This window comes from Novosphingobium gossypii, assembly GCF_050433305.1.
Classification (GTDB): Bacteria; Pseudomonadota; Alphaproteobacteria; order Sphingomonadales; family Sphingomonadaceae; genus Novosphingobium; species Novosphingobium gossypii.
On the sequence record NZ_JBNPXM010000011.1, the window covers coordinates 63513 to 76068 of the forward strand.

Here is a 12556-nt window from a genome sequence, read left to right on the forward strand (position 1 = left end):
CCCTACCCTTCCGTCTTGCCGAGCGCCGTTACGAGTGCTGCCAGACCCACCGAATTGGACCCCTTGACCAGGATGGCGTCATCCCGTTCCAGCCCGAACGCGCGCAAGGTTTCGACAGCTTCCTGCACACTTGCGCAATGAGCGAATGCCACCGGTTTGCCAAGGCCGGGAGCCCCGGATTTCCCCAGTTCTGCCGCCAAAGCACCCATCTCTTCACCCACCAGAATCGCGTAGTCGACACCCGCCTCGCGGATGGGGACGGCTAGACCGGAGTGATAGTCCGGGCCATGGCTGCCCAGTTCCTTCATCGAGCCGAGAACGGCGATGCGGCGGTTGGCGGGAGTGCGCCCCAGTTGCGCCAGAGTGGCGCGCATGGATGCGGGATTGGCGTTGTAGCTTTCGTCGATCAGCAGCGCGCGATCTCCGCCCGCCACTTCGATCTCCATGCGCGCGCCGCGACCGGCAAGGCCGCCCATTTCGGCCAGCGCTACGCCCGCGGCGCCAAGGTCGCCCTTCACCGCGCGCACGGCGGCCATGACCGCCAGCGAGTTGATCGCCTGATGCTCTCCGGGCGCGGCCACGGTGTAGCACACGCGCCGGTCGCCCATGTCGATGGTGACGAGCGAGCCGCCGCCGATCGCGGGCACCGCATCCAAAAGGCGCACGTCGGCGTCCGCCGCCTTGCCGAAGGACACGACTTTGGCGCCAAGCGCCAGCGCGGCATCGCGCAGGCGCAGGAAGTGCGGGCTGTCGGCGGGGATGACGGCAGTGCCGCCGGCCTCCAGCCCCTCGAAGATTTCGGCCTTGGCGTCGGCAATGGCTTCTTCGGAGCCGAGCATCTCGATATGCGCGGGCGCGATCGTGGTGATGAGCGCGACGTTGGGGCGCACCTGCCGGGTCAGCGCGGCGATCTCTCCCGCGTGGTTCATGCCCATCTCGAAAATGCCGTAGCGCGCCCGGCCCGGCATCCGCGCCAGGCTGAGCGGCACGCCGACGTGGTTGTTGTAGCTCTTCACCGACCGGTGCGCGTCACCCCGGCTGGAGCGGTCCAGCGCGGCGAAGATCATTTCCTTCACGCCAGTCTTGCCGACGGACCCGGTGACGCCGATGATCGGTCCGCGCGCGCGAAGGCGGGCGGCGGCGCCCAGCCGTTCGAGCGCGGCCATGGTATCGTCGACAAGGATGTGCGGGCCATCGACCGGGCGGTCCACCACCACCGCTGCGGCACCTTTGGCAAAGGCGGCTTCCACGAAGCGGTGGCCGTCCATTGCCTCTCCCTTGAGGGCGAAGAACAGGTCGCCGGGCTGCACGTCGCGACTGTCGATCTCGACCCCGGACACCGCGAAGTCGCTGTTGGCCACTCCCTTCACCGCGCGCGCAATCGCGTCGGCATCCCACAGGACCAGCGGGTTGTCCTCCAGCGGCGCGGCGGGCCAGTCGAGGATCCGGGTGATGGCGTTCATATCCTACCTTCCCAGTGAACCGGCCATTTCCCTGGCCACGGTGACATCGTCGAATGGCAGGACGCGGACATTGTCCCCGCTGCCGATGATCTGCCCCTGTTCGTGCCCCTTGCCGGCGATGAGGACGACGTCCCCGGCCCCGGCTTCGGCGATGGCAAGGCCGATAGCCTCGCGCCTGTCGCCCACTTCCCGCGCACCCGGCTGCATTCCGGCGAGTATCATCTGCCGGATTGCCGCCGGGGCTTCCCCGCGCGGATTGTCGTCGGTGACGATGGCGAGGTCTGCCCCCGCGCTCGCCACTTTGCCCATTTCCGGACGCTTGCCCTGATCGCGATCGCCGCCTGCGCCGAACACCACGATGAGCCTGCCCGTCACATGCGAGCGGAGCGCTGCGATGGCCGCTTCCAGCGCATCGGGTGTATGCGCATAATCGACGTAGACCGGCGCACCGCGCGGGTTCAGCCCGGCCCGTTCGATCCGGCCACGCACGGTGACGAGGCGCTTCATCGCATCGAACGTGGCGTTCGCATCGCCCCCGGTCGCTATGACCAGCCCTGCAGCCACCAGCGCGTTCGCGGCCTGATAGGCACCGATCAGCGGCAGGTCGATCTTGCGGGTCTTGCCCTTATGCTCGATCTCCAGCGTCTGGCCAAGGCCGGTGGGCGTGCGGCTGAGAAGACGGATCGCATCACCCTTCTGGCCGACGGTAAAGGGGTTCAGGCCCCGCGCATGGGCATGGTCTATTGCCTTGTCGGACCACACGTCGTCCGCCCAGACGACCGCTGTGCCGCCGTCAACCACGACTTCGTCGAAAAGACGCATCTTAGCGGCGAAGTAGTCTTCCATCGTCGCATGGTAATCGAGGTGATCGCGGCTGAGGTTGGTGAACGCCCCTGCGGCGACCCGCGGCCCTTCGATGCGGAATTGCGAAAGGCCGTGGCTGGATGCCTCATAGGCGACATGGGTGACGCCCTCGCGCGCCAGTCCCGAAAGGTTGGCAAGGAAAGTCGCGATGTCGGGCGTGGTCAGGCCGGTGGAGACGGTTTCGTCGCCCGTCGTCACGCCCAGCGTGCCGATCGAGGCCGCACGCTCGCCCGCCATGCGCCACAGCTGCCGGGTGAGTTCCACGGTGGAGGTCTTGCCGTTGGTGCCGGTCACCGCGACCAGCGTGTCGGGCACGGGCGCAAAGAACGGCGCAGCCAGCCGCGCGAACAGGCGGCGCGGCTCTGCATCGGCGAAGTGGATCGCCCCCTCCACCCGCGCATCGGGATGGGCGACAACGGCCACCGCGCCTGCCTCGATGGCGGCGGCGATGAAGTCCTCACCATTGAACTTCGTGCCGCGAAACGCGCCGAAGACGGTGCCCGGCGCGACTTTGCGGTTGTCGATGGCAAAGCCGGTGACGTTCGCGTCGCTCTCTACAGCAGAAAGGCCGGCAGCGGCGACGAGGGCGGACAGCTTCATTCTTCCATGCTCCCCTGCGGCACCAGCGGGCGCAGATCGGTCGTGTCGATATCGCGGGTTTCGTCGGGCATGACGCCCAGCAGTGGCCCGATGCGCGGCACCACGCGCTGGATCACCGGAGCGGCATTCCACGCGGCGGTGCGCTGGTACGAAGTGGCAGCGGTGCCCTGCGGCTCGTCCATCATGGCGATGACGACGTAGCGCGGCTTGTCCATCGGAAACGCCGAGGCGAACGTGGCGATCAGCGAGTGGTGGCGATAGCCGCCGGCGCCCGGCTTTTCCGCCGAACCGGTCTTGCCGCCAACGCGGAAGCCGGGCGCATCCGCCTTGCGGCCGGTGCCGTACTGCACGATCATGCGCAGCAGCTGGCGCATCCGTGCGCTGGTGGCGGCGGTGAACACGCGGCGTCCTTCGGGCACATCGGCAGGCGCCAGCTTCTTCAGCGTCGCCGGGCGCCATACGCCGCCGTTGACCAGCGCGGCATAGGCAGAGGCCAGATGCAGCGGCGTAACGGCAATGCCGTGGCCATAGGCGACGGTCATCGTGCGCAGACGCGGCCATTCCCCGCGCGGCCAGATCGGGAAGCCGCGCGCCGGCAGTTCCACATAAGGCCGCTGGTTCATGCCCAGCGCTTCCATCGTCTTCTTCATCCGCACGCCGCCCAGTTCATCGGCGATGCGCGCGGTCACGGTATTTGACGAATGGATCAGCGTTTCCGGCACGTTCAGCGACGCGCCGTAGTTGTGCAGATCGTGGATGGTGAAGCGACCGACGTGAAGCGGCGTCGCGGGCCACTGCTTGCCAAGATCGGTCACCACGCCTGCGTCCAGCGCGGCGGCCACGGTGATCGGCTTGAACGTCGAGCCCAGTTCGTAGACCTGGTTCGTCACGCGGTTGAAGCCGTGCGGCACGTCGCCATTCTTCGCCTCTTCGGCGGAAATGACCATGTCGGTCGGCTTGACGTGGTTGGGGTCGAACGAGGGCAGCGATGCCAGCGCGAGGATCTCGCCGCTGTCGACGTCGAGCACGACGCCCGCCGCGCCCTTCGCCGCGCTGAGCTGCATGGCGCGCGCCAGTTCGTCCTCAAGCGCGCTCTGCACGCGAAAATCGATGGACAGCGTGGCGTGGCCGGTGCGGCCTTCAGCGCTGATCAGCTGGTCGTTGAAGGCCTCCTCCATGCCGACCTTGCCCTTGCCGTAGCTGTCGACATAGCCAAGGACGTGCGCCGCCATCGACCCCTGCGGGTAGAAGCGCGTCGCCTCCAGAGGAAATTCCAGCGCCGGTTCGCCGAGTGCGTGGACCTTGTTGGCGTCTTCGGGCAGCAGCGACTTGCGCAGATAGGCAGGCTTGCCCGCGCGCAGCTTGGCCACGATTTCGTCCCGGTCAAGGTCTGGGAAGATGCGCAGCAGGCCGTTCGCCACTTCCTCGGGGGTGTGGATCAGAGCCGACCCCTCGGTCATCGCCTTGGGGTTGAACCAGAGTGAATAGACGCGAAAATCGCGCGCCAGCGGCACGCCGTTGCGATCGACGATGTCGCCGCGCGCCGGGATCAGCATATCGGCCAGATCGCCCTGGTGCGGGGTGGCGCCGGTAAAGCCCAGATAGATGATGCGGAACAGCGCCAGCACCGTCACCAGCATGAAGACGCCCAGAATCCACAACATGCGCGCCTTCGCCACCAGCAGCGAGCGCTGGCGCACGTTCACCAGCCGGCGGCGACCGACCGAGACGGTGGTGGGGATCGTCCCCAGGGGAAACGCCGGGGCGTTCACTGCTGGGCAGCCTCCGCAACTTCGATGCGGGCCAGCCGCTTGCCCAGCGCGGCCGCATCGCGGGCGATGGCCTCACGCTCGGGATCGCGGGATTCGGAGCGTGCCTTGGGCGCTTCGGCAATGGCAGCCGCCGTCGCCCCCGCGACCGGCGATACCATGGCTAACAGCGACCCACCCTGATCAGAACCTTCGCCCGGCACTTCGGCATTGGCGTAGCGGATCGGCGCAGGCGCGCCTGGTCCCGCCGGAACGCCCAGCGCGGCCAGCTGACGCTCGCCTTCGATGTATTGCCCCGCTGTCGGTGCCTTGTAACCGAACTCCAGGTCATTGAGGTCGCGCAGCGCCTGCTGGTTGGAGCGGGTCTGGAATTCGGTCTGCAGGAAATCGATGTCGCGCTTTACCCAGACGATTTTCTTCTCGGTATCGTGCACCTGGCTCTTCACCGCGTTCACGCGCAGCGTAAGCCCCACGGTGCCCGCGAAACAGACCACGAGGACGGAGACCCAGCCGATCGACCGGATGCGATCACTGGTGAGGTTCATGCGACTTTCCTTCGGCCGGGGGCGCCATAAGGCTCGGGGGATCTTGAGGGGCTGTCGGTGCGGACGGCACTGCGCAGCGTTGCCGAGCGCGATCGCGGGTTCACTTCCAGCTCCGCTTCGCCGGGACGCACGCCCTTGGACACCTGCGCGAAGGGCGCGGGCGCAGAGGCCGTCTGCGGCAGGTGGCGCGACGTGGTCTGGCCTGCGCTGCTGGCATCGCGCAGAAACCGCTTCACCTTGCGGTCTTCAAGGCTGTGGAACGTCACCACCGCCAGCCGCCCGCCTTCGCGCAGCAGCGTTTCCGACGCCTGAAGCGCCGCGTCCAGTTCGTCCAGTTCACCGTTGACGTGGATGCGGATGGCCTGAAACGTGCGGATCGCCGGATCCTTGGGCGCATTGTTGCCCTTGTAGGCCGGGTTGTAGCCCAGCGCCTTGCGCACCACGCGGGCAAGGTCGCCGGTGGTCTGCAGCGGACGGGCACCCACGATGGCGCGGGCCAGCCGGCGCGACTGGCGCTCCTCGCCATAGAGGTAGAGCACGTCGGCGATTTCCGCCTCGTCCGCTTCGTTCACGAAGTCGGCGGCGGAAAGGCCATCCTGGCTCATGCGCATGTCCAACGGGCCATCGGCGCCGAAAGCGAAGCCTCGCTCAGCCTGATCCAACTGCATCGATGAGACGCCGATGTCCATCACCACGCCGTCAACCTTGTCGATCCCCGCATCTCCAAGACCTTCGACCATTTCGGAGAAGCGGCGCGGGTGCAACACGAGACGGGGCGGATTCATGGCCAGTTCAGGCCATTTCCCCGGATTGTTTTGCACCGCCGCAATCGCATCGGGATCGCGGTCGAACGCATGCACCGTCGCGCCCGCATCGAGCAGGCGGCGGGTGTAACCGCCGGCACCCAGCGTCGCATCGACGATGAGGTCGCCGCCCCGGGGGTTCAGGGCGGCGACCACCTCCTCAAGGAGCACGGGAATGTGGGGCTGGTCAGGACTGCTCACGACTTCTTCGCCTTCGCGGTTTCCGCTTCCTGCAGCGAACGGCAGGTGGCGATTACGGCCTCGAACGCGGGGTCGTCGGCGTGCTTGTAGAGTTCTTCGGGGTTCCAGATCAGGATGCCGCCACGACCGATGCCCTGGAAGAACAGCTGGTCGCCAACGGCGGCAAGGCCAGCCAGCGCTTCGGGCATGGTGAAGCGGCCGCTGCCGTCGAACGGCACCTGCTGGAAGTTGTAGAGCTGCATCGCGCGGCTGTCGCGGTTGAACGGCTTGCCGGCGGTGTCGGCGCGGGCCTGTTCGGCATCGAGCTGTTCCTCGAAATCGTCCATGCGCGAAAGGCCGAAACCGACGAGGCATTTCCATTCGGCGTGCTTGGCAAGGCACAGCACGTCCTTGCCGCTGGAATCACGGACCGGCGAGCGAAGCTCCTTGGGCAGCACGAAGCGGTTCTTGTCGCGCAGAAGCGAGAAGCCCGGTCCGCTGTAGATGTATGGCTGCCCCGCCATGACTGTCCGAAATCGCCCCAATGTTGCCGTCTCGGAACACGAAGAACCCTACGCCCGGCGACGCACATGCGCCGGGATCCGCACCCTGAAGGAGCACGGCAGGATTCGCCCTTTCCGATTGAACAAGGTTCTATAACGGGAAGAGCGGGGATTAAAGGGAAATGTGGGGATGAATGGGCACTTTTACGCCGAAATGCGGGATTTGCGGTAAGTTGTGGCTGGATACCCTAACTATATCTGACACCGAGATCGCAGATTCCCTTTGTGAATCAAGGAATTTGTCGGAAGTCACGGCTTTCCCGCGCCTTCCCCAAAATCTGGCGAGCGTCCCCGAAAATTTCAACGCAGCGTTATCGCGCCAGTCGGTCGAGAAGTCTGGCCAGCGCGGCCTGCCTTGCCTCCAGAGCCGAGGATTCCGGCGGATTTTCAAGCAGCGCGGCATCGGCTACCGCAACGATACGCCCTTTGCCGGATAGGCAGTCGGCCACCAGCCCCTGCACCTCGATTCGGCATTGGGCGACTACATCCCCGGCTTTCCCCGAAGCGCCCCCGGATTTCCCCAGCGGGCGCAGAATGCCCGGCAAGTTCACCGGAATGGGGCCAGCCATCCGCTCCCCGGCCTCCTGGCCATCGTCGAACGTCAGTTCCAGCCCCCATCGCGAGAGGATGGGCGAGAGCATGGCGACATCCTGCGGGCGCCGGGGATCGCCGGGGGCGAACAGGGAATGGCCGGTCAGCATGGCATCGACGAACAGCAGCACCCGACCCCCGCCCCGCACCCATGCGTCCAGCGCGACGTTCTCCTGCGCCGTCAGCGGGCGCGGCTGTGCCAGCACAAGGGTGCCGGCGGCAGTTAGGGGCAATGCGCCTTGGGGATCGGCAAGCGTATCGAGCAGAACCACGCGCCCCCGGGCACCCAGCGTTTCCAGCGCCCAGTGCGGCGGTTGATCGTCCGCCAGAAAGCCCTTGATGTCATCGCTTTCGTGCCAGGCAATGGGCAGGCTGGAATAGAGCCCGATGGTTCCGCCGCCCTGCCGCTTCGGCTCAGGCGAAACCGCGCTTCCCTGCCCGCACGCGGCGAGCAGGAGGCAAAGCATGAGCAACGGTGCACGGCGCATGGCCATCAGACCCTTACCGGCTGCGGCGCAAATGCGAGGATCAGGGCGCGGTCTGCGCTGCGGGATCGCCAGTCGTCTCCATGCCCGGCACCGGCAGGGCCGAAGCGGTAGGCGTGGCCGCAGGCGTCGGCGCCGGGCTGGGATCTGCGGCGGGGACGACGCCGATGTCGGCAAGCGGATCGCTGGCGGTCTTGGTCGGCTTAGCGTCGACAGCGACCACTTCCTGAATCGGATCGACCGAATCGGTCAACCGGATGCGGTCGCGAATCACGTTGGCGAGGCCGACGATCAGCAGCATCGCGCAAAGGCCGAACAGGCCGATCTGCAGGCGATAGACCGCCTGGGAACGCAGTTCGCGCGCGGATGGCGGCGCGAAATGCTGCGCCGTCTTCAAAGGTTCGAGAATGGAATGCGACTCTATCATATAGGCGTGAGGACACCTGCCGTTCGAAGGCGGGTTTACATTACACCGCCAGCCAAGGGAAGACCGGCAGATTTCTGGCTTCCAGCCACTCGGAATTGTAAAGCGAGGAGAGATAGCGGAAACCCGTGTCGCACAGGATCGTGGCGACGCGCGGGTCTTCGCGGCCTTCCTCCACCAGCTTGCGGCCCAGTGCCACCGCGCCCGCCACGTTGATGCCAGACGACAGCCCCAGGCACAGCCCTTCCTCGCTCAGCAGACGGCGGACCCATTCCAGGCCCTCCTCGTCCGAGATGCGGTACTGGGTGTCGATCGGCGCGCCTTCGAGGTTGGCGGTGATGCGGCCCTGCCCGATGCCCTCGGCCACTGAATTGCCCTCGGCCTTCAGTTCGCCGTTGGCATAATAGTTGTAAAGCGCCGCGCCGTGCGGGTCGGTCAGCGCAACGACGATGTTCTCGTCGAAGGCCTTCAGCCCCATGCCGGTCCCGGCAATGGTGCCGCCGGTGCCCGCCGCGCAGGTGAACCCATCGATCCGGCCGCCCATCTGTTCCCAGATTTCCGGCGCGGTCGATTCGATGTGTGCCTTGCGGTTGGCGATGTTGTCGAACTGGTTGGCCCAGATCGCGCCCTCCGTCTCCTCGGCCAGCCGGCGCGAGGTGTGGACGAAGTGGCCGGGGTTGGAGAACGGTGCGGCAGGCACCAGCACCAGTTCGGCCCCCAGCGCGCGCAGCGTGTCCATCTTTTCGCGCGATTGCGTCTCGGGCATGACGATCACCGTTTTGTAGCCCAGCGCATTGGCGACCAGCGCCAGCCCGATGCCGGTGTTGCCTGCCGTCCCTTCGACGATGGTGCCGCCGGGCTGCAGCAGCCCCTTTTCCTCTGCGTCGCGCACGATCCACAGCGCCGCGCGGTCCTTCACCGAGGCGCCGGGATTGGCGAATTCACACTTGCCCCAGATCTCGCATCCGGCTGCCTCGCTCGGCCCTTCAAGGAGCACCAGCGGGGTATTGCCGATCAGGTCGAGCGTGGAAGCACGGGATTGCGGGGCAGAGGCCAATGTCGCGGTCATGGCGCGACAGTTAGGAAGCCAAGCCGCGCGGTGCAAATAAATTGCACCGCGCGCTCAACAATTCAGTCGTCCGGGGCGATGGTGACGCGAAGGCCATCGAGGTCGGCAGTCACCGGAACCTGGCAGGAAAGACGCGAATTTTCGCTGCGGTGGTCGGAGCTGTCGAGCAGATCGTTCTCGTCCTCGCTCATCGGCGGCAGCTTGTCGGCAAAGGCGGGGTCGACGAAGACATGGCAGGTGGCGCAGGAGCAGCAACCCCCGCACAGTGCCAGCAGCTCATCGAAACCTTCGTCGCGGATCACTTCCATCAGGGTGCGGCCCTCAGGCGCGTCCACGTTCTTTTCCTCGCCCGAATGGTTGATGACGGTGATCTGCGGCATGGTGATGGAATCCCTGTAAAACCCTGTGTCACGCGCGCGGTTCTATGCGCTCTTGACGCAGGCTGCTAAAGGCTGCGTCCCCCTTTGGCAAGGTAGCGAAAATCATGGGTTTGACTGCAGACGAACTGCGCATTGGCCTGGATGCCATCGCCGTGAAGGAGCCCGGTATCGCCCGCGCGCTGGAACGCACCGGCTACCCCGAGCCGCGCATACGCGCCACCGGTTATGCCACGCTGCTGCGCACCATCGTCGGCCAGCAGGTGAGCGTCGCCGCCGCCGCATCGGTGTGGAACAAGCTGGAGGCTCTGCTGGGCGAGACGATCGCTCCCGAAGCCCTGCTTGCCGCCGAGTTCGACGCCCTGCGCGCCTGCGGGCTGTCGCGCCAGAAGCAGGGCTATGCCCGATCGCTGTGCGAACTGGTGGTGGCCGGCACGCTAGATCTCGACGCCCTGCCCGCAGACGACGAGGAAGCCATCGCCCAGCTGGTGCGGATCAAGGGTATCGGTCGCTGGTCCGCCGAGATCTACCTGCTGTTCGCCGAAGGTCGCCCCGACATCTGGCCGGCGGGCGACCTTGCCGTGCAGGTGGGCCTTGGCAAGCTGTTGGGCCTGCCCGAACGTCCCAGCGAAAAGCAGACCCGCGACCTTGCCGAACCCTGGCGCCCGCACCGGGGGGCAGCGGCGATCTTCACCTGGCACTGCTACAACAACCCGGCGCTGTAATGCGGCGGGAGTGAGGTGAGCCGCCTCGGAAATATTGGAGCAAAGAAGCTGCATCCGCGTTTCCCCGGAGCATTCAAGGAGAACCCAATGCGACTTCTCAAGATTTCCGCCGCGATCGCGCTGATGGCCGGCAGTTTCGGCCTGACTTCCGCGGCGGACGCACAGCGTTACGATGGCCGCCACCGGGTGGAACGCAGCGAGCACCGGGGCGACTATCGCCGTGACCGCGTGCGCCGCGACGACCGCCGCTATCACCGCCCCGGCCGCCATGAAGCCCGCCGCCGCAATGCCTGGCGCAATGAACGTCGCTGCCGCATGGAATGGCGCCATCATCGCCGCATCCGCGTCTGCCGCTGACGGTCGCCGCGCTCTTTCCGCCCCGCCTGCAACGGTGGGGCGGGTTCCAACCGCACGCTAGAGTATCCCTTCCACGAAGCGCGCCATTGCCACGTCGCGCGCGGTGAGGCCCCCGGCGTCGTGCGTGGTCAGCGTCATTCGCACGGTGTTGTAGACGTTGAACCACTCGGGATGGTGATCCGCCTTGTCAGCGTAAAGTGCCACGCGGGTCATGAATCCGAACGCTTCGTTGAAATCGGCGAACTTCAGTTCGGTCTCTATCGCCAGACCGTCAGGCCGCAGGGTCCAGCGCGGAAGATCGGCCAGCGCGGCGTCACGCTCGGCTTCGGTCAGGCGGGATATGGCCATTTCGGTCTCCTTGGCAGGTACTGCCGTTTCCCCTATCGCTCCACGCCATGCAAGGGGCATCCCAGACGCTTCACGACCCATCACGTTGCGGCATTGCCGTGACCGACCTCGCGTGCCGGCGCGGCGACAGGGTGCTGTTCGCCGGGCTTTCGCTCAACCTTGCTGCGGGCGAGGCACTGCAGGTGACGGGGCACAACGGCATCGGCAAGTCGAGCCTGCTGCGCATCCTGGCCGGGCTTGCGCCCGCGTTCCATGGCGCGGTCGCAGTGGAAGGCGCGATCGGCCTGCTCGACGAACGGCCTGCGCTGGACCCTGCCCTGCCGCTGGGCAAGGCGCTGGCGTTCTGGCGCGCGCTGGACGGGGCCGCCGACATGCAGTTGCAACGGCAGAATTTCGAGCTTCTGGGGCTGAAAACCCTCATGGACGTGCCGGTGCGCTATCTTTCCACCGGACAGAAGAAGCGCGCCGCCTTCGCCCGGCTGCTGGGACAGGGCGCGCCGGTGTGGCTGCTGGACGAGCCGCTCAACGGCCTCGACACCCGCGCCGTCGAACTGGCTGAAGCGCTGACGGCGCAGCATTGCGCGCGCGGCGGCATTGCCGTGATCGCATCGCACCAGCCGTTCCGCCTGCCCGCGTTGCGCACTTTGGCGCTTGCCGAGCATCGGGCGGAGCACGCCGCATGAGCCGCGTTGCAGCCCTGCTACGCCGCGATCTTGCGCGCCTGCTCCTTGGCGGGCGCGGCGGCGGTGCGCTGCTGCCGGTGCTGTTCTTCCTGTCGGTGGCGATGCTCTATCCCTTCGCGGTGGGACCGGACGCGCCGCTGCTGGCCCGGACCGGCGGCGGAGTGATATGGGTCGCCGCGCTGCTGGCCGCGATCCTGCCGCTCGACCGGCTGGTGGAACCGGACATCGAACAGGGCCTGTTCGACCAGTGGGCCCTGCGCGGCATTAGCGAGGAGCTGGTAATCGCGGTACGAGTCGCGGCCCACTGGCTCAGCTTCGGACCGCCGTTGATGCTCGCCGCCCTGCCCGCCGCCGCGCTGCTCGGACTGGATGGAAGGACGGTGCGGACTGTCGAGATCGGCCTGCTGGCAGGCACTCCCGGCCTTGCTGCATTGGGCGTCACCGTCGCCGCGCTAACCTCCGGCCTGCGGGGCGGGGCCGCGCTGGCAGGGCTGCTGGTTATTCCCATGGCCATACCCGTGCTCATCTTCGGTGCGGGAAGCCTTGGCACCGGCGGCGACAGCGGCCTTGCGCTGACGGCGGCCGCCAGCCTGGTCCTTATCGCCATAGCGCCTTTCGCAGGCGGAGCAGCCGTGCGCGCCGCCAGAGGCTGACGAACCGGTGGGTAGCCTGTTGGGGACCTGTGGATAAGCTGGGGATTTGCTGTGAAG

15 protein-coding genes are annotated in these 12556 nt (G+C 66.7%); 4 read left to right on the plus strand and 11 right to left on the minus strand.

What is annotated here, in order from left to right; genetic code table 11:
* Window positions 1-2 precede the first annotated feature (2 nt).
* The 10 genes from GGR40_RS17620 to GGR40_RS17665 all read right to left on the minus strand — a co-directional run bounded on the left by GGR40_RS17620 (window position 3) and on the right by GGR40_RS17665 (window position 9736).
* Window positions 3-1463: a UDP-N-acetylmuramoyl-tripeptide--D-alanyl-D-alanine ligase gene (locus tag GGR40_RS17620; protein ID WP_429277560.1), complete on the minus strand. Its 1461-nt coding sequence runs from the start codon at window positions 1461-1463 to the stop codon at window positions 3-5.
* A 3-nt stretch (window positions 1464-1466) separates the two neighbouring features.
* Window positions 1467-2927 (minus strand): UDP-N-acetylmuramoyl-L-alanyl-D-glutamate--2,6-diaminopimelate ligase, encoded by a 1461-nt coding sequence (locus GGR40_RS17625; RefSeq protein WP_429277561.1) that lies wholly within the window; start codon window positions 2925-2927, stop codon window positions 1467-1469.
* Window positions 2924-4699, minus strand: a complete 1776-nt coding sequence (locus tag GGR40_RS17630; protein ID WP_429277562.1) for a peptidoglycan D,D-transpeptidase FtsI family protein — start codon at window positions 4697-4699, stop codon at window positions 2924-2926. The genes GGR40_RS17625 and GGR40_RS17630 overlap by 4 nt, the downstream gene beginning before the upstream one ends.
* Window positions 4696-5241, minus strand: a complete 546-nt coding sequence (locus GGR40_RS17635) for a hypothetical protein (RefSeq protein ID WP_429277563.1) — start codon at window positions 5239-5241, stop codon at window positions 4696-4698. The genes GGR40_RS17630 and GGR40_RS17635 overlap by 4 nt, the downstream gene beginning before the upstream one ends.
* Window positions 5238-6245: a 16S rRNA (cytosine(1402)-N(4))-methyltransferase RsmH gene (rsmH, locus tag GGR40_RS17640; protein ID WP_429277564.1), complete on the minus strand. Its 1008-nt coding sequence runs from the start codon at window positions 6243-6245 to the stop codon at window positions 5238-5240. The genes GGR40_RS17635 and rsmH overlap by 4 nt, the downstream gene beginning before the upstream one ends.
* Window positions 6242-6748, minus strand: a complete 507-nt coding sequence (locus tag GGR40_RS17645; RefSeq protein ID WP_429277565.1) for a division/cell wall cluster transcriptional repressor MraZ — start codon at window positions 6746-6748, stop codon at window positions 6242-6244. Before GGR40_RS17645 ends, rsmH begins: the two co-directional genes overlap by 4 nt.
* A 350-nt stretch (window positions 6749-7098) precedes the next feature.
* On the minus strand, window positions 7099-7872 hold the full coding sequence (locus GGR40_RS17650) for a motility-associated ABC transporter substrate-binding family protein (protein ID WP_429277566.1): 774 nt from the start codon (window positions 7870-7872) through the stop codon (window positions 7099-7101).
* Window positions 7873-7906: 34 nt separating this feature from the next.
* Window positions 7907-8290: a hypothetical protein gene (locus tag GGR40_RS17655; RefSeq protein ID WP_429277567.1), complete on the minus strand. Its 384-nt coding sequence runs from the start codon at window positions 8288-8290 to the stop codon at window positions 7907-7909.
* Between the two features lie 40 nt (window positions 8291-8330).
* A complete protein-coding gene (locus GGR40_RS17660; RefSeq protein WP_429277568.1) occupies window positions 8331-9356 on the minus strand; it encodes a cysteine synthase A in 1026 nt (341 codons plus the stop codon).
* Window positions 9357-9418: 62 nt separating this feature from the next.
* Window positions 9419-9736, minus strand: a complete 318-nt coding sequence (locus tag GGR40_RS17665; RefSeq protein WP_429277569.1) for a 2Fe-2S iron-sulfur cluster-binding protein — start codon at window positions 9734-9736, stop codon at window positions 9419-9421.
* 104 nt (window positions 9737-9840) lie between these two features.
* Between GGR40_RS17665 and GGR40_RS17670 the strand changes: the two genes are divergently transcribed.
* Entirely contained in the window at window positions 9841-10458 is a 618-nt protein-coding gene (locus GGR40_RS17670; RefSeq protein ID WP_429277570.1) for a DNA-3-methyladenine glycosylase family protein, read from the plus strand.
* An 87-nt stretch (window positions 10459-10545) separates the two neighbouring features.
* The gene (locus GGR40_RS17675; protein ID WP_429277571.1) at window positions 10546-10815 is read left to right on the plus strand and encodes a hypothetical protein; all 270 of its coding nucleotides are present in this window, start codon (window positions 10546-10548) and stop codon (window positions 10813-10815) included.
* A 57-nt stretch (window positions 10816-10872) separates the two neighbouring features.
* Here the strand turns inward: GGR40_RS17675 and GGR40_RS17680 are convergent, their stop codons facing one another.
* On the minus strand, window positions 10873-11163 hold the full coding sequence (locus GGR40_RS17680; RefSeq protein WP_429277572.1) for a 4a-hydroxytetrahydrobiopterin dehydratase: 291 nt from the start codon (window positions 11161-11163) through the stop codon (window positions 10873-10875).
* A gap of 47 nt (window positions 11164-11210) precedes the next feature.
* On the opposite strand from GGR40_RS17680, the gene ccmA reads away from it, so the two are divergent.
* Window positions 11211-11846 carry a heme ABC exporter ATP-binding protein CcmA gene (ccmA, locus tag GGR40_RS17685; RefSeq protein ID WP_429277573.1) on the plus strand — a complete coding sequence of 212 codons (636 nt, stop codon included), beginning with the start codon at window positions 11211-11213 and terminating at the stop codon, window positions 11844-11846.
* Window positions 11843-12499 carry a heme exporter protein CcmB gene (locus tag GGR40_RS17690; RefSeq protein ID WP_429277574.1) on the plus strand — a complete coding sequence of 219 codons (657 nt, stop codon included), beginning with the start codon at window positions 11843-11845 and terminating at the stop codon, window positions 12497-12499. The genes ccmA and GGR40_RS17690 overlap by 4 nt, the downstream gene beginning before the upstream one ends.
* Window positions 12500-12556: the final 57 nt, after the last annotated feature.

What these genes read in the sequence shown, in the direction of transcription:
- GGR40_RS17670 (WP_429277570.1), top strand. Translation starts at nt 9,841, where the DNA reads ATGGGTTTGACTGCAGACGAACTGCGCATTGGCCTGGATGCCATCGCC.
- GGR40_RS17665 (WP_429277569.1), bottom strand. Translation starts at nt 9,736, where the DNA reads ATGCCGCAGATCACCGTCATCAACCATTCGGGCGAGGAAAAGAACGTG.
- GGR40_RS17635 (WP_429277563.1), bottom strand. Translation starts at nt 5,241, where the DNA reads ATGAACCTCACCAGTGATCGCATCCGGTCGATCGGCTGGGTCTCCGTC.
- GGR40_RS17690 (WP_429277574.1), top strand. Translation starts at nt 11,843, where the DNA reads ATGAGCCGCGTTGCAGCCCTGCTACGCCGCGATCTTGCGCGCCTGCTC.
- GGR40_RS17680 (WP_429277572.1), bottom strand. Translation starts at nt 11,163, where the DNA reads ATGGCCATATCCCGCCTGACCGAAGCCGAGCGTGACGCCGCGCTGGCC.
- GGR40_RS17645 (WP_429277565.1), bottom strand. Translation starts at nt 6,748, where the DNA reads ATGGCGGGGCAGCCATACATCTACAGCGGACCGGGCTTCTCGCTTCTG.
- GGR40_RS17655 (WP_429277567.1), bottom strand. Translation starts at nt 8,290, where the DNA reads ATGATAGAGTCGCATTCCATTCTCGAACCTTTGAAGACGGCGCAGCAT.
- GGR40_RS17620 (WP_429277560.1), bottom strand. Translation starts at nt 1,463, where the DNA reads ATGAACGCCATCACCCGGATCCTCGACTGGCCCGCCGCGCCGCTGGAG.
- ccmA (WP_429277573.1), top strand. Translation starts at nt 11,211, where the DNA reads ATGCAAGGGGCATCCCAGACGCTTCACGACCCATCACGTTGCGGCATT.
- GGR40_RS17675 (WP_429277571.1), top strand. Translation starts at nt 10,546, where the DNA reads ATGCGACTTCTCAAGATTTCCGCCGCGATCGCGCTGATGGCCGGCAGT.
- GGR40_RS17625 (WP_429277561.1), bottom strand. Translation starts at nt 2,927, where the DNA reads ATGAAGCTGTCCGCCCTCGTCGCCGCTGCCGGCCTTTCTGCTGTAGAG.
- GGR40_RS17650 (WP_429277566.1), bottom strand. Translation starts at nt 7,872, where the DNA reads ATGGCCATGCGCCGTGCACCGTTGCTCATGCTTTGCCTCCTGCTCGCC.
- GGR40_RS17660 (WP_429277568.1), bottom strand. Translation starts at nt 9,356, where the DNA reads ATGACCGCGACATTGGCCTCTGCCCCGCAATCCCGTGCTTCCACGCTC.